At 65.8% G+C, this 24,964-nt stretch carries 24 protein-coding genes and 1 tRNA gene; 12 read left to right on the forward strand and 13 right to left on the reverse strand.

What is annotated here, in order from left to right; genetic code table 11:
• Positions 1 to 32 precede the first annotated feature (32 nt).
• The 6 genes from H556_RS0109015 (at position 33) to H556_RS0109040 (ending at position 4,035) form a co-directional block, all read left to right on the forward strand.
• Positions 33 to 512, forward strand: a complete 480-nt coding sequence (locus tag H556_RS0109015) for a DUF3830 family protein (protein ID WP_024354117.1) — start codon at positions 33 to 35, stop codon at positions 510 to 512.
• A gap of 34 nt (positions 513 to 546) precedes the next feature.
• Positions 547 to 1,428 (forward strand): bile acid:sodium symporter family protein, encoded by an 882-nt coding sequence (locus H556_RS0109020; RefSeq protein WP_162140910.1) that lies wholly within the window; start codon positions 547 to 549, stop codon positions 1,426 to 1,428.
• 4 nt (positions 1,429 to 1,432) lie between these two features.
• Positions 1,433 to 1,930, forward strand: coding sequence for a MarR family winged helix-turn-helix transcriptional regulator (locus H556_RS0109025; RefSeq protein WP_024354119.1), 498 nt, complete (start codon positions 1,433 to 1,435; stop codon positions 1,928 to 1,930).
• A gap of 55 nt (positions 1,931 to 1,985) precedes the next feature.
• On the forward strand, positions 1,986 to 3,287 hold the full coding sequence (locus H556_RS0109030; protein WP_245559463.1) for an NAD(P)/FAD-dependent oxidoreductase: 1,302 nt from the start codon (positions 1,986 to 1,988) through the stop codon (positions 3,285 to 3,287).
• Between the two features lie 106 nt (positions 3,288 to 3,393).
• A tRNA-Cys gene (locus H556_RS0109035) sits at positions 3,394 to 3,467 on the forward strand.
• An 82-nt stretch (positions 3,468 to 3,549) separates the two neighbouring features.
• A complete protein-coding gene (locus H556_RS0109040) occupies positions 3,550 to 4,035 on the forward strand; it encodes a peroxiredoxin family protein (RefSeq protein ID WP_024354121.1) in 486 nt (161 codons plus the stop codon).
• 5 nt (positions 4,036 to 4,040) lie between these two features.
• Here H556_RS0109040 and pdxR (H556_RS0109045) read toward each other — a convergent pair whose 3' ends face one another.
• Positions 4,041 to 5,477, reverse strand: a complete 1,437-nt coding sequence (gene pdxR, locus H556_RS0109045) for a MocR-like pyridoxine biosynthesis transcription factor PdxR (protein ID WP_024354122.1) — start codon at positions 5,475 to 5,477, stop codon at positions 4,041 to 4,043.
• Positions 5,478 to 5,594: 117 nt separating this feature from the next.
• Here pdxR (H556_RS0109045) and H556_RS0109050 point away from each other — a divergent pair, with 117 nt between their 5' ends.
• The 3 genes from H556_RS0109050 (at position 5,595) to pdxY (ending at position 8,023) form a co-directional block, all read left to right on the forward strand.
• On the forward strand, positions 5,595 to 5,831 hold the full coding sequence (locus H556_RS0109050) for a hypothetical protein (RefSeq protein ID WP_024354123.1): 237 nt from the start codon (positions 5,595 to 5,597) through the stop codon (positions 5,829 to 5,831).
• Positions 5,832 to 5,940: 109 nt separating this feature from the next.
• Positions 5,941 to 7,209 carry a serine hydroxymethyltransferase gene (gene glyA / locus H556_RS0109055; RefSeq protein ID WP_024354124.1) on the forward strand — a complete coding sequence of 423 codons (1,269 nt, stop codon included), beginning with the start codon at positions 5,941 to 5,943 and terminating at the stop codon, positions 7,207 to 7,209.
• Between the two features lie 13 nt (positions 7,210 to 7,222).
• The gene (gene pdxY / locus H556_RS0109060) at positions 7,223 to 8,023 is read left to right on the forward strand and encodes a pyridoxal kinase (RefSeq protein WP_029673446.1); all 801 of its coding nucleotides are present in this window, start codon (positions 7,223 to 7,225) and stop codon (positions 8,021 to 8,023) included.
• A gap of 78 nt (positions 8,024 to 8,101) precedes the next feature.
• Here pdxY and H556_RS0109065 read toward each other — a convergent pair whose 3' ends face one another.
• The 3 genes from H556_RS0109065 to pdxR (H556_RS0109075) form a co-directional block, all read right to left on the reverse strand.
• A complete protein-coding gene (locus tag H556_RS0109065) occupies positions 8,102 to 9,259 on the reverse strand; it encodes a DegT/DnrJ/EryC1/StrS family aminotransferase (protein ID WP_024354125.1) in 1,158 nt (385 codons plus the stop codon).
• A 19-nt stretch (positions 9,260 to 9,278) separates the two neighbouring features.
• Complete coding sequence (locus tag H556_RS0109070; RefSeq protein WP_024354126.1) at positions 9,279 to 10,064, reverse strand: YggS family pyridoxal phosphate-dependent enzyme; 786 nt, start codon at positions 10,062 to 10,064, stop codon at positions 9,279 to 9,281.
• A gap of 133 nt (positions 10,065 to 10,197) precedes the next feature.
• The gene (pdxR, locus tag H556_RS0109075) at positions 10,198 to 11,685 is read right to left on the reverse strand and encodes a MocR-like pyridoxine biosynthesis transcription factor PdxR (protein WP_024354127.1); all 1,488 of its coding nucleotides are present in this window, start codon (positions 11,683 to 11,685) and stop codon (positions 10,198 to 10,200) included.
• 129 nt (positions 11,686 to 11,814) lie between these two features.
• Here pdxR (H556_RS0109075) and hemA point away from each other — a divergent pair, with 129 nt between their 5' ends.
• Positions 11,815 to 13,062: a 5-aminolevulinate synthase gene (hemA, locus tag H556_RS0109080; protein ID WP_024354128.1), complete on the forward strand. Its 1,248-nt coding sequence runs from the start codon at positions 11,815 to 11,817 to the stop codon at positions 13,060 to 13,062.
• A gap of 20 nt (positions 13,063 to 13,082) precedes the next feature.
• Here hemA and H556_RS0109085 read toward each other — a convergent pair whose 3' ends face one another.
• From H556_RS0109085 to H556_RS0109100, 4 genes are read right to left on the reverse strand one after another with little or no spacing between them, the layout of a single operon-like run.
• Positions 13,083 to 13,877, reverse strand: a complete 795-nt coding sequence (locus H556_RS0109085) for a sulfite exporter TauE/SafE family protein (protein ID WP_024354129.1) — start codon at positions 13,875 to 13,877, stop codon at positions 13,083 to 13,085.
• The gene (locus H556_RS0109090; RefSeq protein ID WP_024354130.1) at positions 13,877 to 15,172 is read right to left on the reverse strand and encodes an NAD(P)/FAD-dependent oxidoreductase; all 1,296 of its coding nucleotides are present in this window, start codon (positions 15,170 to 15,172) and stop codon (positions 13,877 to 13,879) included. Before H556_RS0109090 ends, H556_RS0109085 begins: the two co-directional genes overlap by 1 nt.
• A gap of 3 nt (positions 15,173 to 15,175) precedes the next feature.
• A complete protein-coding gene (locus tag H556_RS16690) occupies positions 15,176 to 15,589 on the reverse strand; it encodes a protein tyrosine phosphatase family protein (RefSeq protein WP_024354131.1) in 414 nt (137 codons plus the stop codon).
• A 41-nt stretch (positions 15,590 to 15,630) separates the two neighbouring features.
• Complete coding sequence (locus H556_RS0109100; protein ID WP_029673447.1) at positions 15,631 to 16,587, reverse strand: MBL fold metallo-hydrolase; 957 nt, start codon at positions 16,585 to 16,587, stop codon at positions 15,631 to 15,633.
• A gap of 107 nt (positions 16,588 to 16,694) precedes the next feature.
• On the opposite strand from H556_RS0109100, the gene H556_RS0109105 reads away from it, so the two are divergent.
• A complete protein-coding gene (locus H556_RS0109105) occupies positions 16,695 to 17,321 on the forward strand; it encodes a peroxiredoxin (protein ID WP_419185426.1) in 627 nt (208 codons plus the stop codon).
• Entirely contained in the window at positions 17,318 to 17,731 is a 414-nt protein-coding gene (locus H556_RS0109110) for an ArsR/SmtB family transcription factor (protein WP_024354134.1), read from the forward strand. Before H556_RS0109105 ends, H556_RS0109110 begins: the two co-directional genes overlap by 4 nt.
• A gap of 22 nt (positions 17,732 to 17,753) precedes the next feature.
• Here H556_RS0109110 and H556_RS0109115 read toward each other — a convergent pair whose 3' ends face one another.
• The 5 genes from H556_RS0109115 to H556_RS0109135 form a co-directional block, all read right to left on the reverse strand.
• Positions 17,754 to 18,905, reverse strand: a complete 1,152-nt coding sequence (locus tag H556_RS0109115; protein ID WP_024354135.1) for an amidohydrolase — start codon at positions 18,903 to 18,905, stop codon at positions 17,754 to 17,756.
• Positions 18,906 to 18,992: 87 nt separating this feature from the next.
• On the reverse strand, positions 18,993 to 21,707 hold the full coding sequence (gene metH, locus H556_RS0109120; RefSeq protein WP_155802451.1) for a methionine synthase: 2,715 nt from the start codon (positions 21,705 to 21,707) through the stop codon (positions 18,993 to 18,995).
• Between the two features lie 138 nt (positions 21,708 to 21,845).
• Positions 21,846 to 22,922 carry a homocysteine S-methyltransferase family protein gene (locus tag H556_RS0109125; protein ID WP_024354137.1) on the reverse strand — a complete coding sequence of 359 codons (1,077 nt, stop codon included), beginning with the start codon at positions 22,920 to 22,922 and terminating at the stop codon, positions 21,846 to 21,848.
• Entirely contained in the window at positions 22,923 to 23,870 is a 948-nt protein-coding gene (gene metF, locus H556_RS0109130) for a methylenetetrahydrofolate reductase [NAD(P)H] (protein WP_024354138.1), read from the reverse strand.
• Positions 23,870 to 24,832 (reverse strand): ArsR/SmtB family transcription factor, encoded by a 963-nt coding sequence (locus tag H556_RS0109135; RefSeq protein ID WP_024354139.1) that lies wholly within the window; start codon positions 24,830 to 24,832, stop codon positions 23,870 to 23,872. The genes metF and H556_RS0109135 overlap by 1 nt, the downstream gene beginning before the upstream one ends.
• Positions 24,833 to 24,964: the final 132 nt, after the last annotated feature.

A 24,964-nucleotide genomic window follows, 5' to 3' on the forward strand; every position in this document is an offset into this window, starting at 1 on the left:
CATGAAACGTTCCGCTGACGGAGGGAGATGAAATGCGTCGGATCCGATTTGTTGAAGAGCGCTCAGGACTGTCCGCGCGTTGCGATCTTTTGGAGAACGAAGCGCCCGAGTCGGCGGCTTTCTTTTGGGAACTGGCGGAACGAGGGCTGAGCTTCGACGCGATCCACGCCATGTGGACCGGTCCGGAAATTTCCGTCCCCATGCCGGCGGCGACGCTGCCGGAGGATCTGTCATGTCGAGTCATACCGGAGGAGAACGCAACGTCGTTTCCTGCGGTTGGCGAGATTGTCCTGGCCTATGCGGGCGCACGTACGTTGAAGGGTTTGCCGCCGGGGCCCTTCTTCGACATCGGACTCTTCTACGGGGAGGGCGGGCGGCTGCTGATGCCGTTCGGCTGGCTGAGAGCCAATGTCTGCGCGCGTATCGTGCAGGAAGACCTGGCGAAGGCGCAGGCCGATATGAAGAGCATTCGGCGTAATGGTGCATGCCGCCTCGTCATTCAGACGGACTGATCGGGGCGCAGCGAGAATGAATGAGATCACTATCATGAGCCTGTTGGGAGACTGGGTCCTTCCCGGCTCCCTCATCTGCATCATGTTCGCCATGGGCCTGTCTTTGACGGTCCGTGACTTTCAGGCGGTCTTCGGCAATCGGAAGGCGCTCGCCGTAGGTGTTGCGGCGATGCTGATCATTCCCCCGGTTATCGGGGTGACCATGGCCACGCTGTTTGCTCCCAGCGCAGCCTTGGCTGTTGGATTTGTGCTGCTGGCGACGTGTCCAGGCGGGATGCTGTCGAACCTATTTACCGATATGGCAAAGGGCGATCTGGCGCTTTCGATGTCACTGACGATTATCGTCAGTCTTATCTATATTTTGGTGGTGCCCTTCTATGCTCACCTTGCGCTGTCCCATTTCATGGGTGTTCAGGCCGATGTATCCGTCCCTCTCGGCTCTTTTGTCTGGCAGATTTTCTCCATAACCATCCTTCCTGCCGGCGCGGGCTTCATTCTTCGGCATTATAATCCGGCTATTGCTTTGAAGTTGAAGGGGCCCGTGAAGCTGATCGGGGCCATTGTTCTCTTCACGGCGTTCGGCTTTATACTGGTCGATCAGATTCCAATGATCCGAGATCATTTTGGACAGCTATTGTGGATAACGGTCGCCATCAATGTTCTGACCCTGGGCGCAGTGCTGATGTTATGCCGTTTCATGAACCTGTCTGGTCCCGAAAACACTGCGATCGGCGTCGAGCACCTTATCCGCCAGGAGGGGACCGCTATCTATATCGCCGTATCGATCATCGGGAGTAATGAGATGTCGCTGCCCATGATCATGAATACGCCTGTCGCCTTGCCGATAGCGTTTATTTTCATGACGCTGGCGCGGCGCTATTTCTCGAAGCCGTCTCCTCAGATTGCTCGGGCATAGGGGAATGAAATTGAAGCGCGAGAGAGAGGCGATGCTTCCAGATAAAAATGACCCCGCAAAAGACAGCTTCGATCTTTTTTCGTCGCCATTTTACTTAATTGCTCATGCCGAGTTCAAGTATCATGAAGATCTTGATAAGGCGATTTTGAAATTCGATCTGGACCGCGCCACGTACCGTATTCTCACGGTTCTGATGCAGAAGAGTCCGATCAACATCAAAGAGCTTGCTCATCTCTCCTTGCTGAAGAGATCGACAGTGAGCCGCGCCTTGACGCGGATGGGCCGTGAGGGATGGGTTGAGACCTTCCTGAACGCAGACGACAACCGGATCACGGATGTCTATCTGACGCCTGGCGGTAAGGCCTTGTCGGCTGAGGTGATGAAATTGGCCAGCCGTCAGTTGCAACGTGCAGTCGCCGGTCTGGAAGCTGCGGACCTGGATGAGCTGACTCGCATACTCAAGCGCCTGATCGGCAACCTGTCCAAGCTTTCTATCGAGTAGGCCGAAAGTTGGCGCCTGTAGCGGCGCCGACGCGGTCAAGTTTCTGGTGATCTATATGCAGTCTCAGCCATCAGGCGGAGGCGGGGTTTCCCTGCGCCGTTCCCTGTGGACCTATCTTGCCTCCGCGCCCGAACGTTATGCGCCCCTGACCGCGGATCGTTCTGCGGATGTGGTCGTAATCGGCGCAGGTGTGGCCGGCGCCTCGACTGCTCTTCATCTGGCTTCAGCCGGCGTGAATGTGGCTGTTCTTGAGGCTGAGCAGCCCGGAGCGGGCGCCACAGGACAGAGCGGCGGCCTGGTGGCACCGAACTTTATCGGAATGACCCCGGACAGAGCCGATAAGGCTTTCGGTCTGGAACGTGGAGCGCGCCTTACGCAGTTGATCGGGGGATCCGCCGCACAGCTCTTCGATCTGATCCGCAGTCTGGATATCGCTTGCGACGCGCGCCAGGATGGCTTTTGGACACCCGCGCACACCCCGGCCTTGGCGCAAGAGCAGCGGCTTCAGGCAAAGCAGTGGCAGGCGAGGGGTTTCGCCGTCGACTTTGTCGATGCGGATCACACTCGCGATGCGCTCGGTTCTGATCGGTATCATGGCGGGTTATGTTTTGCCGATGGCGGCCAGGTGAATCCGCTGGCCTTGGCCTGTGGTCTGATCGAGCGGGCGATTGAGCGAGGCGCGCATGTATTTGGCGATAGCCCTGTCGCAGGTATCGAGCGTGATGGAGCCAGTTGGACCGTCAGAACAGCGGGCGGGAGCATCAGGGCTGCGAAAGTCGTGTTGGCGGCGAACGGGGGCAATGCGCAACTGCATCCGCGCCTGAGGCGCACGACTTTGCCGCTCCATGTGATGGAGTTCGCCACTATGCCGTTGAGCATGGCGCAGAGGGCCGCCATCTTGCCGCAAGGCGGATCGTTTACCGACAAACAGTCCTATCTGTTCACTGCGCGATACGACGAGGATGGGCGATTGATCTCCGCCGTTCCCTTGTCAGCGGCCCTGCAAGGACGCCAAGCCTATGAGCGCGAGGCTCAGGGGCGATTGATGCGGCATTTCCCGTCTCTGGGTCGCGAAGGAATTGAACATCTGTGGGTCGGCACGGCCTGGCTGAACACGTCATTCCTGCCCAGCGTCTATGCCGTAGATGACGGTCTTTACGCCATTCAAGCCTGCAATGGTCGAGGCCTGCCGACGAATGTCGTGCTGGGAGAAGAGGTCGCGCGCAGCCTTTCGTCCGGCAGCTTCCAGACCTTGTCCGTTGATTTGCAGGAGCCGGAACCCATCCGTTTCCATGCGCTGGCTCGCTTCGCACCCTATGCGATGATGACGCTCGCTTATCTGCAAGGCAGGCTGTGAGGCGCTGGCGACGCCTGATGTGTTGCGTGACCGGCCCAGTCGGGACTTTGAAACCGGACGAGGCGTCTGGCCTGGGGCGCTGCTAGTCAATGCGACGCGCTTCAGGGGCCGGATGGCGGAGCGGTTACGCGGCGGAGTGCAAATCCGTCCAGCCTGGTTCGATTCCAGGTCCGGCCTCCACGCGCGCCCCGCAGAGCTGAAGCGTGAGGCGTGTTGATCCCTGTTGCATCCAATCTGATCTGAGGCCGCTGAGGAGAAGATCATGCCGCGTTTGCGACCCGCGCCGCCGGTGGAGGCGTCCGCCTGGCTCAACACCTCATCGCCTGTCGTGCTGGAAGACCTGCGCGGGAAGGTGGCGTGCTTGGTGTTTTTCCAGCGGCTGTGCCCTGGCTGTTCCCATTATGCGATGCCGCAGGCCCGGCGCGTCGTGGAGACGTTCACCTCTGGCGAAGTGGCGGTCATGGGCGTGCACAGCGTGTTCGAACACCATGAGCAGCAGACGGACGAAGCGGCTCTGTCCCGCTGGCTGACGGAGCAGGGGTGCAGGTTTCCTGTCGCTGTCGACGCGCAGTCCGACGGCCGCGTGATGACGCCGAAGACCATGACCGCCTATAATTTGCAGGGCACGCCCAGCCTGGTGCTGGTCGATCGCCAGGGGCGTCTGAGGGCGCGCCATTTCGGCCCGGTGTCGGATATGCGTCTGGGCGCCGAGATCATGGCCCTGCTTCTGGAACCGGCTGAGTCGTAGTCGTCTCAGGCGGGTCGCGCCGCCCGCAGAAGTTTGACGGCGCGCCTCAGTTCGGCGTCGTCCAGGCTGGCGAAGCCCAGGCGGAAGGCGTTCGCCGGACGGCTTTGATCAAGGCGAAGCTGTCCGCCATGAGACAGCAGAAGGCCTGCGCACTCGGCCGCCTCGGCCCAGGCCGCAGCGTCTATAGAGGGGGCGACCTTCAGCCAGAGGGCCAGGCCCCCGGCGGGGCTGTCGAACGCGACGGCGTCGCCGAGTTGGGCGGTGATCTCTGCGGCCAGAAGGTCGCGGCGATGTTCGTAGATCTTTCTGGCCTTGCGGGCGTGGCGGCCCAGGTCGCCTTCGTCGATCAGCTTGGCCAAGGCGTGTTCGAGCGGAATATCGCCTTGTCGATCAATGGCTTCGCGCAGGTCTGTCATCCTGGCGAGCAGGTCGGGATGGCCCGTCGCGTAGCCGATCCTTAAAGCTGGGGCGAGCAGTTTGGACACCGACCCGATGTGGACCACCCGATCGTCAGCCAGGGCCCGCGCGGCCAGAGGCAGGACCGGACGTCCCTCGAAGCGGTATTCGTGGTCATAGTCGTCCTCGATCAAGATCAGACCGCGACGACGCGCTATTTCGAGCAGCCGAAGCCGACGCCCGGCGCCGAGGGTCACGGTCGTGGGATACTGATGATGCGGCGTCACATAGACGGCGCGAACGCCTGGCTCCTGATCCAGAAGTTGTTCGAAACGGTCGATATCCAGGCCCTGCGCGTCCACCGGGGCGCTGACAACGCGGGCTCCGGCCGCTCGGAACGCCTTCCAGGCCAGGGGATAGCCGGGGTCCTCGACCGCGATCGCTTCGCCGGGTTGCAGGGCGGCGCCGGCCACCAGAAACAGCGCCATCTGGCTGCCTCGCGTCACCAGCAGGTCGTCCGCGTCGATCGTCAGGCCGCGTTCTGCCTCCAGATAGCGCGCCAGGGCGGAGCGGAGAGGCGGGGCGCCGCGAGGGTCGCCGTATCCTGTCAGCCGCTTGAGCCCGGCCGCCGACACCGCCCGGCGAAAGGCGCGCGCTAGCTCCACCCCCGGCATAAGCCGCGCGTCGGGCGCGCCGTCTGAAAATCTGAGAGGCGGCAGGGCGGAGCGGCGGGTCAGAGGCGAGGTCTGGGACTTTCTGGGCGGCCCCCAGGTCCGAACGCCGAGATCCGGCAGGTCACGGGCTACAAAGGTGCCGCGCGACGCTTCGGCGACCAGCCATCCCTGAAGGATGAGCTCCTGATAGGCGGCGTCGATGGTGTTGCGATGAACGCCGAGCGACTGGGCGAGCGTCCGTGTGCCCGGCAGGCGATCGCCAGGCTTGAGCCGACCGCGTTCGATTTCGCGGATGATCGAGCCCGCCAGATTGATGAACAGGGCCTTGGAGCTGTCCTCGATCAACTCGATGACCACGGCGCTGCGTCCCATGATCCGGCCTATCTCGCTTCGTCAAAGCGGCCCTTATCGCTAGGCCGTGATGTGGGTATCCCACGACCACTCCAGCACAGCAACTCTGCTGTCGGACCTTTTGAAAAGGACAGGCCCGTGGCCAAGAATGCCGTTTTCTATCATGCCGGTTGTTCTGTCTGCGTCGACGCCCAGCGCCGCTTTGTCGGCGCGCTGGACCCGGCGGTCTATGCGGTAGAAGTCGTCCATCTGGGCAAAACGCCCGAGCGCCTTCCCGAGGCGAAGGCGATCGGCGTCAAGTCCGTGCCGGCCATCGTCATGGAGGGCGCCGTCTATCACATCAATCACGGCGCTGATCTTTCGGCGCTCAGTTGAACTCCAGTCGGCCTTCCCGACACCCCCCCCTCTTGGAAGTCCGCATGGCGGGCCGGAACCCTCCCATAGTTCCAGCCCGCCTCTTTTTTACATGATCCGAGGTGAAGACATGCACTCCGACCTTGCAACACGGGTTCTGGACCCCGACCTGGCGTACGCCCTGACGCTGGAGCAGCAGCGCCAGCAGGACAGCATCGAACTGATCGCCTCGGAGAACATCGTCAGCGCGGCTGTGCGTCAGGCGCAGGGCTCGGTCCTGACCAACAAATACGCCGAGGGTTATCCGGGGCGGCGCTACTATGGCGGTTGTGAAGCGGTCGATATCGCCGAGAAGCTGGCCATTGACCGGGCTTGCGCCCTGTTCGACGTCGATTACGCCAACGTCCAGCCGCACTCTGGCGTGAACGCCAACCTGGCGGTGCTGTTCGCCCTGATCAAACCGGGCGATCGGATCATGGGGCTGGACCTCGCCTGCGGCGGGCACTTGACCCACGGCTCGCCGGTCAGCCTGTCGGGCCAGTGGTTCGATGTCAGCGCCTATCGGGTGCGCGAAGAAGATGATCTGATCGACTATGACGACATGGAGCGGCGCGTTCTGCAGGATCGGCCGAAACTGATCTATGCGGGCGGATCGGCCTATCCGCGGCGGATCGACTTCGCCCGTATGCGCCAGATTGCCGACAAGGTCGGGGCCTGGCTGGTGGCGGATGTGGCGCATTACGCCGGTCTGATCGCGGCGGGGCTGTATCCCAATCCGACGCCCCATGCGCATGTGACGACCTCGACCACGCACAAGACCCTGCGCGGGCCGCGCGGCGGGCTGATCCTGTGTAACGATCCCGAACTGGCGCGCCGCATCGACAAGGCGGTGTTTCCCGGCACTCAGGGCGGGCCGCTGATGCACGTCATCGCCGGCAAGGCCGCCGCCTTTCATGAGGCGCAGCAGCCCTCGTTCGTGGACTATTCGCGCGCGGTGATCGAGAACGCCCGGGTTCTGGGCGCGACTCTGGTGGAAGGCGGCCTGCGGCTGGTTTCGGGCGGCACGGATTGCCACCTGGTGCTGGTCGATCTGCGTCCCTTTGGCGTGACCGGAAAGCAGGCGGTGGAAGCTCTGGAAGTGCATCATCTGATCGCCAACAAGAACTCTGTCCCCTTTGATACGGCGTCGCCCATGATTACGTCAGGCCTGCGGCTGGGCTCGCCGTCGTCGACCTCCAGAGGGTTCGATGCGGCGGCGTTCCGGACCGTTGGCGGGTTGATCCTCTCCATCCTTCGCGGGGTGCGCGACGGACGGTCCGACAGCAGCGAGATCAGGGCGCAGGTCGCAGACCTGACGCGCGCCTATCCCCTGACCGCTCCAGGCGCGGCGGTCGCCTGATGCAGGAGGCGTGATGCAGGTCATCTCGATCCAGAGCCAGGTGGTTCATGGCCACGTCGGCAACAGCGCGGCGGTCTATCCACTCCAGGCGGCTGGTTTCGAGGTGGCGGCCGTCCCCACGACCCTGCTGTCGAACCATCCCCACTATCCGACCATGAGAGGGCGGGTGCTGGAGGCGGACCTGGTGGCCGACCTGCTGCTGGGCGTCGAGGAAAGGCAGTTGCCGCAGCAGGCGGCGGCGATCCTCACCGGCTATATGGGTTCGGTGGGCAATGCGTCGGTGGTCGTGGACTTCCTGCGCCGGGCCCGGCGGCTGAATCCTGATTTCGTGCTGATCTGCGATCCGGTGATCGGCGATGACGACCTAGGCGTCTTTGTCGAAGACGGGCTGATCGAACGGTTCCGAGATGAGTTGACGCCGATGGCCGACATCGTGACGCCGAACCAGTTCGAGCTGGGACGGCTGGTCGGCGAAAGGCCCGATACGGTCGAAGGTCTGCGCGCTACTGCGGATCAGTTGAGCCGTCGTGGAACGGGCCGCGTCGTGGTCACGGGCTGCGTTCTTGTCGACACTCGCCACGGCGAGGTCGAAACCGTGGCGCTGGAGGGCGGCAAGGCGCACCGGACCTCCATTCCACGCCTGCCCATTCGACCCAGCGGCACGGGCGACCTGTTCACCGCCTTCATGACGACGTGGTTGCTGAAGGGCGTGTCGTTGGCGGGCGCCGCCGAGCGCGCCACCAGAGACGTTCAGCGCGTTCTCAGGCGAACGCTGGATGCGGGCGCGTTCGAGATGCGCGTCATCGGCGATTGACCGCCTGTCAGGCGTCCATGAGGAATAAGAAGCCCGGCCGTTGCATCAACGGTCGGGCTTTTCGTGATTGGGCCGAGCTTAGTTGTAAGCGATGACAGCCTCGATGACGCGGTCCTGAACGGCTTCATCCAGATAGGCGCTCATCGGCAGGCTGATCACGCGCTCGGCCTTGGCCTCGGTCACCGCCAGTCCGCCAGCGCCGACCGGATGGCTGCTGTAGGCGGGCTGGCGGTGAAGCGGGATGGGATAATAGACCGCTGTGGGAATGCCCTTGGCCTTCAAGGCGGCGGCCAGACCGGCGCGGTCGTCATGTTCGATGGTGTATTGCGCCCAGACCGAACGGCCGCCGGGGATCACGCAAGGCACGGCAGCGACATGGGGATGCAAGGCCTCGGTATAGCGGTCGGCGATGCGGTTACGGCGCTCGATCTCGTCCTCGAAAATCTTGAGCTTTTCAACGAGGACGGCGGCCTGAAGGGTGTCCAGACGCCCGTTCATGCCCAGTCTCAGGTTCAGATATTTGGGGTCATGCTCGAACCCGCACGCGGCGGCGTCGGCGGCGGTGGCCTGTCCATGCACCCGCAGGGAGATCAGATGATCCAGCAGTGTCTCGTCCTTCAGCAGGATGGCCCCGCCGTCGCCATAGGCGCCCAGAGGCTTGGCCGGAAAAAAGCTGAGGGTGGAGACGTCGGCCCAATGGATCGGGTGGCGTCCATCCAGGGTGCAGCCGAAACCCTGCGCTGAATCCGCGATCAGCTTCAGGCCGTGTTCGGCGGCGACGGCGGCAAGGGCCGGATAGTCGGCGGGCTGGCCGAACAGGTCCACGGCGATCACGGCGCTCGGGCGCAGTCGGCCTTCGCGTTCGACCTGATCTACGGCGGCGCGCAGGGCCTGCGGGTCGAGTGTCCAGGTGTCCGGACAGATGTCGACGAAGACAGGAACAGCCCCGGCCAGGGCCACGATCTCGGCCGTGGCGGCGAAGGTGAAGGCCGGGCAGAAGACGGCGTCGCCCGGCCCGATGTCCCAGGCCATCATCAGCAGGACCAGGGCGTCGGTGCCGTTGGAGCAGGACAGAGCGTGCGGGGCCTGGCCGAACTCACACAGGGCGCGCTCCAGGGCGGCGACCGCCGGACCCATGATGTACTGCCCGCTGCGGGCGACCTTTAGCAGGGCGGCGTCGATGTCGGCGCCGATGCGAAGGCGTTGGGATTGAAGGTCGATGAAGGGAATGGTCAACGCGGGAGATCCGATCGTGTCACTCGGCCAGGCCGGGCCAGTAATGGGCGTTGAGGGTAGGACGGGGGCCGAAAATGGCCTGGCCGACGCGGACCACGGTGGCGCCCTCGCGGACCGCCAATTCGTAGTCGCCGGACATGCCCATCGACAGGCCGGTCATCCGGGGATGAAGCCGCTGCGCCTGATCGCGCAGACGGCGCAGCAGGGTGAAACAGGGGCGTACCCGATCAGGGTCGTCGCTGAACACGGCCAGCGTCATCAGGCCCTGCGGCTTCAGGCGCGGAAAGGCTTCCAGCCGTTCGATGAAGTCCATCGCGTCGTCGGGGTGCAGGCCGAACTTGCTCTGCTCGCCCGAGGTGTTGACCTGGACATAGACGTTCATGTCCCGGTCGTCGGCCTCAAGACGGCGGTTCAGGATGTCGGCCAGTTTCAGACTGTCGAGGGCGTGGAACTCGTCGGCCAATCGGGTGAGGTATTTCACCTTGTTCGACTGCAGGTGGCCGACGATGTGCCAGCGTATCGCCAGGTCAGCGAGATCTTCGGCCTTGTCGCGGGCTTCCTGCAGCTTGTTCTCGGCGAAATCGGTGACGCCGGCGCTCCACGCCAGACGCAGAATATCGGCCGGCACCGTCTTGGTGACAGGCAGCAGGCGGACGCTGTCGAACGGTCGGCCCGCCTGTTCGCAGGCGACTGCGATGCGGCGATGAACCAGCGCCAGATTGGCGGCGAAGCTCTCACGCGGATTGGGTCCGAAACGTTGTAGGTCGGCGGGCGATAAGGCGGAGGCGACTGAGGCCTGGGGCAAGGGATGTATCCTCCCGATACAAGGGAACGGCGGCGCGCCGGAGAGGTGAGCCGCATCCGCAAACTATAGGCCCGATTGGCAGGTCAGGCCCGCCACATTCGATCCATGAAGCAGACCGCTTTGTAAGCGCCGATCACGCAGGGAAGAGGCTGGCCAGCCGACCGACGGCGGCTTGAATCTCTTTGGGCGTGGAGGCGGCGAAGCCCATCAGCCAGCCCGGTCGGCCCTGACCATCGGCGTGAAGGCTGGACAGGCCGGTCAGGTGAACGCCTGCGCGTCGGGCCTGAACCAGGGTCTCGGCTTCGGCATGGTCGTTGATCAGGAAGCACGGCGCCTGAAGCCCGCCTGCGGGTCGGTCCAGCATCACTACATGGCCAAGGCTGGTCTTAATGGCGGCGTCGAGAGCCTCCAGCCGTTCCGCATAGACGCCGCGCATGGTGCGGACATAGGCGCCGAACCGCCCGTCCTCGATGAAGCGGGCGAGGGTGAGTTGGGCGATGGAGGCGGTGTGGCCGTCCATCAGGCTGCGCGCCGTGACCATCGGCTCCACCAGCGTCTGGGGAAGCACCAGATAGGCCAGCCGCAGGCCGGGGAAGAGGGATTTGGTGAAGGTGCCGAGGTAGAGGGTGCGGTCGTGCGGATCGAGCCCCTGCACGCAGGCCGTGGGGCGGCCGGTATAATGAAACTCGCTGTCGTAATCGTCCTCAATGATCCAGGCGCCGGCTTGCTCCGCCCATTGGATCAGGGCCAGGCGGCGCTCCAGCGACAGGGTGCGGCCGGTCGGGAACTGGTGCGAGGGCGTGACGAAGGCGGCGCGCGCCGAAGTCGGCGCCGCCAGAATGTCGTCGGTGCGCAGGCCCTGATGATCGACGGGGATGGGCAGGCGCTTCAAGCCCGCCGCTTCAAAGGCCCTGCTGGCGCCCGAATAGGCGGGATCCTCGATGAAGACGCCGTCGCCGGGGTCCATCAACACCTGGGCGCACAGGCTCAGGGCCTGCTGTGTGCTGGTCAGCACCAGAATCCGCTCAGGCGTCGCGCGCGCGCCGCGCTCAAGGTTCACATAGTCGGCGATGGCCTGACGAAGGCGCGGGTCGCCCTGCGGGTCGCCGTGGGTCAGGGCCTTGGCGCCTTCTTCGCGCAGCACCTGCCGGTGCAGTCTTTCCCACTGGGCGAAGGGGAAGAGCCGGGTCTCCGGCACGCCGGGCGAGAAGGCCAGGGGTGTGAAGGGATCGCGCGCGCTGCCCGCCTGAGCCATCGCCGCGCCGCGTCGGCTGAGGCGCGCCTGAGACGCGCCTGCGGGGGTGCGGCGGGCTGAGGGGCGCAGGACGCCGCGTTTCAGGCCCAGTTCCGTCAGTTCGCAGACGAAGCTACCGCTGCCGACCCGCCGCTCGATGAAGCCTTCGGCGTGCAACTGGGCATAGGCGGTCTCGACCGTGTCGCGCGAGACGCCCAGCGACCGCGCCAGGGTGCGTGAGGAGGGCAGGGGGCGCCCCGCCGTCAGCGAACGGTCGATGATCAGCTGGCGCACCGCGCGCTGGATCCGGGCGTGCAGGGGCAGACCGGCCTGGGCCGGGTGATCCATGAAGGTCTGCACCGAATCCAGCTGGGCGCGCTTGAACATTGGTCTGCTTCATCTATCAAAAGTGGCCGGATTGATCGGGCCAATGGGGGGCTAGGTCTCACGCCGTCGGCGCGATGGCAATGTCGCCTCCTGTCCGACCCTTCATGGAAGGCTGACGGACGGACGATCATGAGGGCTTTTGACTTCGCGACCTTTTTTCGCAGCGACCTGGACGCCCTGCGCGACGAAGGGCGGTATCGGGTGTTCGCTGATCTGGAGCGGCTGTCGACCGGCGGCCCCTATGCCTGGGACCATCGCAGGGACCGCGTGATCGTCGTCTGGTGCTCCAACGACTATCTGTCGATGGGCGTCCACCCCGAAGTGCTGGCGGCCGCGCGGCAGGCGATCGACAAATACGGTGCGGGGGCGGGCGGAACACGAAACATTTCCGGCACCAGCCATGAGCATGTCCAGCTGGAGCGCGAGCTAGCCGACCTGCACGGCAAGGATGCGGCCCTGCTGTTCACCTCCGGATATGCGGCCAACGATGCGGCCCTGTCGACGCTGGGCAAGCGCCTGCCCGGCGCGGTGATCTTCTCCGACGCTCTCAACCACGCCTCCATGATCGAGGGGATGCGGCGTTCGGGGGCGGAGCGGCGGGTGTTCGCGCACAACGACTGGCGCGATCTGGAGCGCCAAATGGACAGCGTCTGCCGCTATCGGCCCAAGCTGGTCTGTTTCGAGAGCTGCTATTCGATGGATGGCGACTTCGCCCCGATCGCGGCGATCTGCGATGTCGCCGAACGCCACGGCGCCTTCACCTATCTGGACGAGGTCCACGCCGTGGGCCTTTACGGCGAGCGGGGCGCGGGCGTGGCCGAGCGCGACGGCCAGTCGCACCGGATCAGCATGATCCAGGGCACGCTCAGCAAGGGCTTCGGCGCGATGGGCGGCTATTTGGCGGGCGATGCGGATGCGGTCGATTTTGTCCGCAGCCATGCGCCGGGCTTTATCTTCAGCACCGCCCTGCCGCCGTCGGTCGTGGCGGGGGTGCGCGCGGCGCTTAAGCATCTGAAAGCCGACGGCGGACCCCGGCGCGCCCTGGCCGCGCGGGCCAGGTCCATCCGCGAAGGCATGGTCAGGATCGGCCTGCCGGTCCTGCCCAGCCTCAGCCATATCCTGCCGGTGATGATCGGCGATGCGGCGACGGCCAGGCGCGTGACCGACCGGCTGATGGAGGATTTCGGCGTCTATATCCAGCCGATCAACTATCCGACGGTTGCACGCGGGACCGAGCGCCTCAGGGTCACGCCCACGCCTCTTCATGCCGACGAGGACGAAGAACAGCTGCTGGAGGCGCTGGCCGAAATCTGGCGCGACAGCGCCGAGTGGCGACGCTGCTCCGCGATGGGGATGCGTCAGTTGGAGCCCGTCTGACGAAGGGCTCTCGCCGTGGTCTACGCCATCAAGACCTGCGCGCTCTGATACAGCATGTAGAGGGCCACGACGAAGATCAGGCCTGCGAAGACGGTGTTCAGCAGGCCTTTGCGGCTGGACATGGTCTTGGCCAGCCGCGCGCCTGCCAACCCGCCCAGAACGCCCCCGCCGATGAAGACCGCCGCCAGCGCCCAGTTCACCCATCCCGCCAGCGCATAGTTGAAGGCGGTGGTCAGGCCGAAGGCGGTGACGCCGACCAGCGACGAGCCGACGGCGTAATAGATGGGCATGCCGGTCGAACCCATCAGGCTGGGCACGATCAGGAAACCGCCGCCGATGCCGAAGAAGCCCGACAGCATCCCCGTCGCCGTCCCCGTGCCGACCAGCTTGGGCGCATTGCGCGCGGTCAGGGTCACATGCGGGTCGCCCGCCGCCGAGCGGCCGCGCAGCATCAGGGCGCCGACGACCAGCATGAGCACCGCGAACAGGGCCAGCAGCTTCTGCCCGTCCACCGCCTTACCCAGGCTGGAGCCCAGCGCCGCCCCGACCACGCCCGCCGCCGCGAACAGCAGGGCGATCTTCCATTTCACCGACCCGTGGCGGGCGTGGTTCAGCAGATTGGCGAAGGCGTTGGCGGCGACGGCGAAGGCGCTGGTGCCGATGGCCAGGTGCGGGTCCTTCACCCCCACCAGATAGACGATCAGCGGCACGGCCAGGATCGAGCCGCCCCCGCCCACCAGGCCCAGGGTGAAGCCGACCAGCGACCCCGCCCCGGCGCCCAGTCCGTATTGCAGCAGGCTGAGCGGTTCGCCCATCATGCGGCGCTTTTTTGTGCGCGGGGGGCGACGCCCGGCTCGACGCATTCAGGCGCGCACAACCACTCGCGGCCCTTCAGCATTCCGACCCAGTAGATTTCCGGCAGGGCCTGCGCCTTTAGGTGCCAAGCGCGGCGCGTCGGCTGACGCCCGTCCAGCATCCACGCCGGGAAGCTGGGCAGCAGCTTGCCGCCATAACCGAACTCGGCCAGCACGATCTTGCCGCGCTCGACCGTTAGGGGGCAGGAACCATAGCCGTCGTAGACCGCCTTCAGCGCCTTGCCGTCCAGCATGGAGATGACGTTCTCGGCCACGACCGGCGCCTGTTTGCGGGCGGCGGCGGCGGTCTTGGCGTTGGGCGCCGAGCAGGCGTCGCCCAGACCGAAGACGTTGTCGAGACAGTTGTGGTGCAGCGTCGACTGATCGACGTCGATCCAGCCGCTGTCGGCCGCCAGCGGGCTGTGGCGGATGAAGTCGGGCGCGGTCTGCGGCGGGCAGACGTGGATCATGTTGAAGTCGCGGACGACTTCACTGACGACGCCGTCGGCATCTGTGACGGCGAAGGTCGCCTTGCGCGCCTCGCCGTCGATAGCGGTCAGGCGCGAGTTGAAGCGCAGGTCGACGCCGTAACGCTCGATGTATTTCATCAGGGCGGGGACGTAGTCCTTGACCCCGAACAGCACGGCCCCGGCGTTGTGGAATTCAATGTCCACGTTCTGAAGGGCGCCGGTGCACTGCCAGTGGTCAGCTGACAGATAGAGAGCCTTCTGCGGGGCGCCCGCACATTTGATCGGCATGGGCGGCTGGGTGAACAGGGCGCGGCCGCCCTTCATCTCCTGCACCAGCTTCCACGTATAGGGCGCCAGATCGAAGCGGTAGTTGGAGGTCACGCCGTTGCGGCCCAGCGTCTCATTCAGGCCGGGGATGGCGTCCCAGTCCAGCTTGATGCCTGGTGCGGCGACCAAGGCGCGATAGCCGATGCGGCGGCCGTCCGACAGGCGCACCTGGTCGGCCTCGGGCGCGAAGTCGACGACGCTGTCCTTGATCCAGCGTGCGCCCTTGGGGATCAGGCGGCAGGTCTCGCGCATGGTGCGCTCGGGCGTGAAGACGCCGGCGCCGACCAGCGTCCAGCCGGGCTGGTAATAGTGGCGCTCGGACGGCTCGACGATCACCACGTCAAGGCCGGGGCGGCGGCGCAGCAGGCTGGCCGCCGTGGCGATCCCGGCGGCGCCCCCGCCGACGATCAGGACATCGCAAGTCTCGGGGCAGGTCTCGGAAGCTTGCGCATGGGCCATGCCTCAGCCCTCCAGACGCGGGCCGAGCGGCGAGACGTCGTAACCGGCCGCGGCGGCAAGGGCGACGATCTCTTCGGCCGGGCGTTCGCCCGCCTGCGACAGGGCCCACAGGAAGGTGGTGCGGGTGCCCGAGCGGCAGTAGCCGAGGATGGGCTGGGGCAGTTCGGCCAGTGCGGCCTTGAAGCGGGCGATGTCGTCGGGCGTCATGGCTCCGCCGCGAATGGGGATGTGGATGAAGGACAGGCCCGCGGCCTCGGCGGCGGCGCGGATGTCCTCGGTCATCGGCTGGCCCGGCTCTTCGGCGTCGGGGCGGTTGGAGATGATGGCGCGGTAGCCCTGGGCGGCCGCCGTCGGGACCTCCTCAGGCAGGATCTGCGGCGAGACGTGCAGGCGGTCTTCCAGGGTGCGGATGTCCATGAGGCGGTTCTCTGGCTTGAGGAAAAAAGGGGTGCGCGGAATTAGAGCGCGTTGATGGGCACTTTCAGGTAGCGGACGCCGTTGTCTTCCGGCTCGGGCATGCGTCCGCCGTTCATATTGACCTGAACCGAGGGCAGGATCAGGCGCGGCATGGACAGGGTGGCGTCGCGGGCGGTGCGCATGGCGACGAACTCATCCTCGCTGACGCCGTCGCGGACATGGATATTGCCCTCGCGCTGGGCGCGGATGGTCGTTTCCCACGCGAATTCGGTGCGGGCGGGCGGCGCCTTGTAGTCGTGGCACAGGAAGACTCGCGCCGCCGGGGGCAGGGACAGCAGCCGCTGGATCGAGCGATACAGCGTCCGCGCATCGCCGCCGGGGAAGTCGCAGCGCGCCGTGCCGTAATCGGGCATGAACAGGGTGTCGCCGGGGAAGACGGCGTCGCCGACCACATAGGCCAGGCAGGCCGGGGTGTGGCCGGGCACGTGCAGGGCCGTGGCCTGGAGCCCGCCGATGGCGAAGCGGTCGCCGTCGTCGAAAAGTTGGTCGAACTGGCTGCCGTCGCGGCGGAACTCGGTCCCTTCGTTGAAGACTTTGCCGAAGACGTCCTGCACCTTGATGATGTCGCGGCCGATGGCCAGACGGCCGCCGAGGCGCTCCTGCAGATAGGGCGCGGCCGACAGGTGGTCGGCGTGGGCGTGCGTCTCCAGCAGCCACTGGACCTCAAGATCCTCGGCCTCGACGTAGGCGATCAGGGCGTCGGCTGAGGCGGTCGAGGTGCGGCCCGCCGCCTGATCATAATCCAGCACGCTGTCGATGATGGCGCAGGCGTTCGAGCCGGAATCGCGCACGACATGACTGACGGTGAAGGTGGCGGGGTCGAAGAAGGATTTGACGACAGGGCGCTGGGCCTCGTTCGTCAGGGCGGCCTCGATCAATTCCCTCGCATAATCGCGGGCGGGGTCGATGGGGGCGTCGTTCACGGCGTCTCTCCGCATTGATCTGAATCAAGCAATTAGATATTTACATATTATATGCAAGTAATTGTTTTCAAGGTGCGCTGCGCCTCGGCGACGCGTAGCCCTATGACATGGAAACCGACTCGATGACGGACACGCCCTCCCTGCGGCCTCTGCGGATCAATGAGGCGGCGCCAGATTTCACCGCGCGCACGACGCGGGGCCAGCGTCGGCTGAGCGACTATCGCGGGCGCTGGTTGGCCTTCTTCTCGCATCCGGCGGACTTCACCCCGGTCTGCACCAGCGAGTTCATCGCCCTGGCCCGGCGTCAGGCGGACTTCACCGCCATCGGCTGCGAACTGCTGGGACTGTCGGTCGACAGCCTCTATTCTCACCTGGCGTGGCTGAAGGACATCCGCGACCGCTTCGACGTGACGGTGGAGTTCCCGATCATCGAGGACCCCTCCATGGTCATCGCCCAGGCCTATGGGATGATCGACCCGGCGGCGCCCGACAGCGCCTCGGTGCGCGCCACCTTCGTCATCGACCCGAACGGGGTGGTGCGGGCCATCAGCTGGTATCCGATGAACGTCGGACGCTCCGTCGAGGAGTTGCTGCGGCTGATCACGGCCCTGCAGACGGCGGATCGGGAAGGGGCCTCGGCGCCCGAAGGCTGGACTCCGGGCGCGGCCCTGCTTCAGGCGGCGCCGATCGACTTCGGCGACGTGCTGGCGGGCGATGACGCCTGGTATTATCGGCCGGGGCCGAAATGACGCGCGGCGACGTCGATCTGGAACGGTTGAAGGCCGTCGCGCCCGAGGCGGCCGAACTTTTGCGGCAACTGGCCAACGCCAACCGCCTGCTGATCCTGTGCCATATCGCGCAGGAAGAGCGTTCGGTGGGCCAGCTGGAACAGGAGCTGGGCCTGCGTCAGCCGGGGTTGTCGCAGCAACTGGCTGAGCTGCGCCAGTCGGGCCTGGTGAAGACCCGGCGGGCGTCCCGCTCCATCTACTATTCCCTCGCCGACGAGCGGGCGCAGGGGGTGATGGCCATGCTGTTCGAGATCTTCTGCCAGGACCCGGCGGCCCTGGCCGAAAGACTGCATCAGGCGACCGCGCCGGAGCCGACGCGCCCCGCAGGCGACGCGGCCCGGTTCGCCCGGATTCTGCCTCCGCGCGCCTGATGCGCTTCTTGCTGACCTAACCTCAGCTCAGGCGGTCCTCGACGATGCGGGCGAAGATCGAGGAGGCGACGGGCAGGACGGCGTCGTTGAAGTCATAGACCGTCTGGTGGACCATCGGTCCGCCCTGGCCGAAGAACATATAGGCTCCCGGCGCGTGCTGCAGCATATAGGCGAAGTCGTCGGTGAAGGGGTAAGGCTTCAGATCGCGCAGCACCTTGTCCGCGTCCAGCACCGAGGCGCAGGCGTCTGCGGCGATGGCGGCCTGGGCCGGGGCGTTGATGCAGGGCGGCACCCCGGCGATTTCGGTCACGGTGAGGGTGCAGCCGGTCATGCGGCCGACGCCGTCGCAGATGGCCTGAAGCTGGCTCCACATGGTTTCGATCACCTCGGGCGAGGTGGCGCGCAGGGTGCCCGCCAGGCTGGCTTCGTGCGGTACGACATTGTGCGAGGCGCCCGCCTGAAGCTTGGTGACGGTAAATAGAGCCGGCTCCATCGGATCGACGTGACGGCCGATGATGGACGAGATTTCCGAGGCGACGCGGACGGCCGCCTGAAGCGGATCCTTGGTCTTGTGCGGAGCGGCGCCGTGGCCGCCGACGCCCTGAATGTCGATCTCCCAGATCTTGTAGCCGTTCAGGGTCGCGCCCGGACGCACCGCCGCCTCGCCGAACGGCAGCAGGGGCATGTTGTGATAGGCGTAGATTTCATCGCACGGATAGCGGTCGAACAGGCCGTCGTCGATCATGGCCTTGGCGCCCAGACCGTTCTCTTCGGCGGGCTGGAAGATCAGCACCACTCGGCCGCGCGCAGGCGGATTGGCCGTCAGGTAGCGGGCGACGCCCAGCAGGGTCGCTGTGTGGCCGTCGTGGCCGCAGGCGTGCGAGACGCCGGGCTTGGTCGAGGCGTGCTCGGCGCCGCTGTCGTCGTTCATGGGCAGGGCGTCCATGTCGGCGCGCAGGCCGATGGACGGGCCGGTCTCGCGTCCCTGAACCACCGCCACGACGCCCGCGCCGCCGATGCCGCCTTCAGGCGACAGACCCATGTCCTTAAGGGCGTCGAAGACGATCTTCGCCGTGCGGCTTTCCTCGCCCGAAAGCTCGGGGTGGGCGTGGAAATCCCGACGCCAGGCGGTCATGTCTGAGGCGAGGGCGGCGAGGGCGGGCAGGGGCTTCATAGGTCTCAGGCATCCGGCGAAAAAGACGACGCCCTGACCCTTAGCACCCCCGCGCTGTCGGGGACATGGCGGCCCCAGGTCTCGGGATCAGGCGGCGGCGTCTCGCCCGATGGCGGCCGGATCGTAGTTCAGGATCGGCGCCAGCCAGCGCTCGGCCGTCTGCACGTCCCAGCCCTTGCGGGTCGCGTAATCCTCGACCTGATCGCGGTCGATCTTGCCGACGCCGAAATAGTGGCTGCCCGGATGGCCGAAGTAGAGGCCGCTGACCGAGGCCGGGGGCGACATGGCGAAGGATTCCGTCAGGCTCATCCCGGCGTTGGTCCCGGCGTCCAGCAGGCGGAACAGGGTCGCCTTTTCCGTGTGGTCGGGTTGGGCTGGGTAGCCGGGGGCGGGGCGGATGCCTTGATACTTCTCTTCGATCAGATCCTGAACCGAGGTCTGTTCGTCAGGAACGTAGCCCCAGAGCTGGGTGCGCACTTCCTTGTGCAGCCGCTCGGCGAAAGCCTCGGCCAGACGGTCGGCCAGAGCCGTGGCCATGATGGCGGAATAGTCGTCGCCCGCCGCCTTGAACTCGGCGGCCTTTTCCAACTCGCCATGACCAGCGGTGACGGCGAAGGCGCCCAGATAGTCGGGGCCGTCCTCGGCCACGAAGTCGGACAGGCACAGGTTCGGCTTGCCGTTGGACTTCTTGATCTGCTGGCGCAGGCCGTGGAAGCGGGCGGCTTCGGTCGTGCGAGTCTCGTCGGTCCAGACCACCACGTCGTCGCCGCGGGCATTGGCGGGCCAGAAGCCGACCACGCCCTTGGCCGTGAACCACTTCTCTTCGACGATACGCTTCAGCATGGCCTGCGCGTCGCGGAACAGGTCCTGCGCCGCCTCGCCGACGATCTCGTCCTCCAGGATCAGCGGATAGCGACCGATCAGCTCCCAACTGGCGAAGAAGGGCGTCCAGTCGATGTGGTCGGCCAGATCCTGAAGATCCCAGGCCTCATAGGCGCGCACGCCGAGGAAGGAGGGCGCGGGGGCGGGCGTCTGGCCCTCATCCGGCCGCCAGCGGTTGTCGCGCGCCTGTTCGATGGCGGCGCGGGCCTTCACCTCCTGTCCACGGGCGTATTGCTCGCGGATGCGGACGTATTCCTCGCGGGTGGCCGCCTCGTTCTTGGCCTTGTCGGTCGGGGACAGCAGGCCCGACACCACGCCGACGGCGCGGCTGGCGTCGATGACATAGGTGGTCGAGCCCTTACGGTACTTCGGCTCGATCTTCACCGCCGTGTGGGTGCGGCTGGTCGTGGCGCCCCCGATCAGCAACGGAATGTCGAAGCCGCGCCGCTCCATCTCGGCGGCGACAAAGGTCATTTCGTCCAGCGAAGGCGTGATCAGGCCCGACAGGCCGACGATGTCGACCTTGTGCTCGATGGCGGCGTCCAGGATGCGGTCGGCCGGGACCATGACGCCCAGATCGACGACCTCATAGTTGTTACACTGAAGCACGACGCCGACGATGTTCTTGCCGATGTCGTGGACGTCGCCCTTGACCGTGGCCATCAGGATCTTGCCCGCGGCCTGACGCTCCTGACCGGTCTTTTCGGCCTCCATGAAGGGTTCGAGGTGGGCCACGGCTTGCTTCATCACCCGCGCCGACTTCACCACCTGCGGCAGGAACATCCGGCCCGAGCCGAACAGGTCGCCAACCACGTTCATCCCGTCCATCAGCGGGCCTTCGATGACGTGCAGCGGGCGTTCGGACGCCTGACGGGCTTCCTCCGTATCCTCGACGATATAGTCGGTGATGCCGTGGACGAGGGCGTGTTCGATGCGCTTGGCGACCGTCGCCTGACGCCAGGACAGGTCCACGACCTTGGCCGCGCCCTTCTCGCCCTTGTAGCGGGGCGCCATGTCCACCAGTCGCTCGGTGTTGGACACATTGGTCCGCTGCGGCCGGTTGAGGATCACGTCCTCGACGGCTTCACGCAGTTCGGCGTCGATGTCGTCATAGACGGGCAGGTCGCCCGCATTGACGATGCCCATGTCCAGACCGGCGTTGATGGCGTGATACAGGAAGACGCTGTGGATCGCCCGGCGCACCGGCTCATTGCCCCGGAAGCTGAACGAGACGTTCGACACCCCGCCCGAGACGCGGGCGTGGGGCAGGGTCTGCTTGATGACCCGCGTCGCCTCGATGAAGTCTACGGCATAATTGTCGTGCTCCTCGATCCCCGTCGCCACGGCGAAGATATTGGGGTCGAAGATGATGTCCTCGGGCGGGAAGCCGACCTCGTTGACCAGGATGTTATAGGCGCGTGTGCAGATTTCGATCTTGCGCGCGGCGGTGTCGGCCTGACCCACCTCGTCAAAGGCCATGACCACCACGGCGGCGCCGTAACGCAGGCACTGGACGGCGTGGTGGCGGAAGGCGTCCTCGCCCTCCTTCATTGAGATCGAGTTGACGATCGGCTTGCCCTGCACGCACTTCAGGCCCGCCTCGATCACCTCCCATTTGGAGCTGTCGATCATGATCGGCACGCGGGCGATGTCCGGCTCGGCCGCGATCAGGTTCAGGAAGGTCCGCATGGCGACGGGGCCGTCCAGCAGGCCTTCATCCATGTTGACGTCAATGACCTGGGCGCCCGCCTCGACCTGCTGGCGCGCGACCGACAGGGCGGCGGGATAGTCGCCCGCTATGATCAGTTTCTTGAACTTGGCCGAGCCGGTGACGTTGGTCCGCTCGCCGACGTTGATGAAGACAGGACGCATCTTATTGACCGCAGGCAGTCCTTCTCCCCTCGGGGGAGAAGGTGTCATGCAAAGCATGACGGATGAGGGGTAGGGTTCCGCAGGCTGACTGGCCGAGGATGAGCGCGCATCCGGCCGCCCCCTCATCCGAGCCGCTGGCGCGGCCCACCTTCTCCCCCGAGGGGAGAAGGAAGGAACAGTGGGTCGTCACGACACCAGCTCAAACGGTTCCAGACCCGACAGGCGCAGGGCGACAGGGCGTTTGGGTACGGCGCGCGGGGTCACGCCTGCGACCTCTTCGGCGACGTGGCGGATGTGGTCGGGGGTGGTGCCGCAGCATCCGCCGACGATGTTGACGAGGCCCGACTTCGCCCATTCCTCGAGGAAGTGGGCCGTCTCGTGCGGCTGTTCGTCATACTGACCCATGGCGTTGGGCAGGCCCGCGTTGGGATAGGCGCTGACCAGGGTGTCGGCGACGCGGCTCAGCTCGGCGATATGCGGCCGCATCAGTTCGGCGCCCAGGGCGCAGTTGAAGCCGACAGCGAAAGGCTTGGCGTGACGGATCGAGTTCCAGAAGGCCTCGGCCGTCTGGCCGCTCAGCGTCCGGCCCGAGCGGTCGGTGATGGTGCCCGAGATCCACAGGGGCAGGGGCTCCAGTCCTTCGTCCTCCAGATCCTTGATCGCCTTGATCGCGGCCTTGCAGTTCAGGGTGTCGAACACCGTCTCGATCAGGAAGATGTCGACGCCGCCGTGGTGCAGGGCGCGGGCCTGCTGCTTATAGGCCTCATAGACCTCGTCATAGGTGACGGCGCGATAGCCGGGGTCGTTGACGTCGGGGCTCAGCGACAGGGTGCGGTTGGTCGGGCCGATGGCGCCGGCGACGAAGCGGGGCTTGTGCGGCTCTTTTTCGGTCCAGCGGTCGGCGACCTCGCGCGCGATGCGGGCGCCTTCATAGTTCAGGTCATAGACCGCGTCCTCCAGCCCATAGTCGGCCTGGGCGATGGTGGTCGAGGAGAAGGTGTTGGTCTCCGAAATATCGGCCCCGGCGGCGTAATAGACATCGTGCAGGTCGGCGATGATGTCGGGCCGCGTCAGGATCAACAGGTCGTTGTTGCCCTTCTGCGGATGGCTGTGGTCGCGGAAGCGTTCGCCCCGGAAGTCCTCTTCCGTCAGGTCGCGGCGCTGGATCATCACGCCCCAGCTGCCGTCCAGCACCAGAATGCGCTCTTTCGCCGCCGCGTGCAGGGCGGCGATCCGTTCAGCGCGGCTCAGGGGAGAAGTCATCTACGCAACAGCCTTGGTTTCGCGCACGCCCAGAACGCGACAGATCGCATAGACCAGCTCGGCCCGATTCAGGGTGTAGAAGTGGAAGTCCGAAAAGCCCTCTTCCTGAAGGCGGGCGCAGGTCTCGGCGGCGATGGAGGCGGCCAGAAGCTTGCGCGTCTCCGGGTCATCGTCCAGCCCGTCGAAATGGCCCGCCAGCCAGTCGGGTAGGGCGGCGCCGCACGCCGCCGTCATCCGCTTCAGCCCCGCGAAGTTGGACACCGGCATGACGCCGGGGATCAGGGGTATGGTCACGCCCGCCGCCCGCACCCGGTCGCGGAAACGTAGGAAGGCCTCGATGTCGAAGAAGAACTGGGTCACGGCGCGCGTGGCGCCTGCATCCACCTTGGCCTTCAACACGTCGATGTCGTGGTCGATGGAGGGGCTTTCCGGGTGCTTTTCCGGATAGGCGCCGACCGTAACCTCGAACCCACCGATGCGGCTGAGGGCGGCGGTCAGTTCGGTGGCGTTGGCGTAGCCGTCGGCGCGGGGCGTATAGGCGCCGCCGATGCCAGCCGCGCCGGGCGGGTCGCCTCGCAGGGCGACGATGTGATCGACGCCGATAACCTTGTAGCCTTCAATGACCTCGTCGACCTCGGCGCGGCTGGCCTCGACGCAGGTCAGGTGGGCGGCCGGTCGCAGGGTGGTCTCGCTGATGATGCGCTGGACCGTGCGGTGGGTCCGCTCGCGCGTTGAGCCGCCCGCCCCATAGGTGACGGAGACGAAGGCCGGGTTCAGAGGCTCCAGCCGCCGGATGGCCGACCATAGATTGGCCTCGGCCGCGTCGGTCTTGGGCGGAAAGAACTCGAAGGAGACGTTGACGGCGTTGCGGTTCGATCCGGCGCGCGCCACCGGACCCAGCGGCGACAGCAGCAGGGCGCGGGCTTCGGCGAGAGAGGAGGGGGCCATCAGGCGGTCTTTCGGACGGGGCTCGCGGCGCGTTCGCCGGTCCAGATGTGAACGGTCAGGCCTTCCGTGTCGGGCGGCAGGGCGATGGGCGCCGAGGGCGTGAGACCCGCCTCGGTCAGCCATTCCCGGATTTCGGCGTCGGGGAAGCCCAGACGGCGGTGCTGATGCGCCTCGCGAAGGTGCTCGAATTTATGGGGGGCGAAGTCGACGATCAGTAGCTTGCCGCCCGGCATGACCAGACGCGCGGCCTCGGCCACGGCGGCGGCCGGATCGGCGAGGTAGTGCAGCACCTGGTGGACGATCACCAGATCGGCGCTTTCGTGCGGCAGGCGGGTCGAGAAGATGTCGCCGTGGCGCAACTCGACCTTGTCCAGCCCGGCCTTGGAGACATTGGCGCGGGCGATGTTCAGCATATTCTGCGACAGGTCGAGGCCGACCGACATCTTCGCCTTCTTGCCGAACAGGGTCAGCATCCGGCCCGAGCCGGTGCCCAGATCGACTACGCGCTCGAACGGGCCTGACCCGGCCGCGCGCTCGACCGCGGCCTCGACTGCGCTTTCGCAGACATAGAGGCTGCGCATCTGGTCCCACTGGGGCGCGATCTGCTCGAAGTAGCGGGCGGCGTCGATGGCGCGCTCCTTGCGCACCTCGTCCAGACGGCGATGGTCGGCCTCGCCCTCGCCGTCGTCCAGCAGATCCAGCACGGTGTCGACCAAGCGCCGCGACAGGGCGTCGTGCGACAGGCGGTAGAAGACGCGCGCGCCATCGGGGAACCGTTCGATCAGACCGGCGTCGGCCATCAGCTTTAGATGGCGCGAGACACGCGGCTGGCTCTGGTCCAGAACGCGCGACAACTCCATCACCGAGAGCTCTTCGGCAGCCAGCAGTGACAGAACGCGCAGGCGAGTCGGTTCGCCGGCGGCGCGCAGGGCTTCAACGGTCTGGTCAGCAGTCAGTGTCATAGGTCGTATAAAGATATCCTTATACGCTTATGCAAGCAAAATCTGGTCGCGCGCGTCTTCTATCCACGTCATGCAGGCACGGATCGTTCTTTGCGTGTCTGGAATGGAGGGCAGACAGCCCCCGAGGGGCAG

Origin of the sequence: Brevundimonas naejangsanensis DSM 23858 (assembly GCF_000421705.1) — a bacterium.
Taxonomy (GTDB): Bacteria; Pseudomonadota; Alphaproteobacteria; order Caulobacterales; family Caulobacteraceae; genus Brevundimonas; species Brevundimonas naejangsanensis.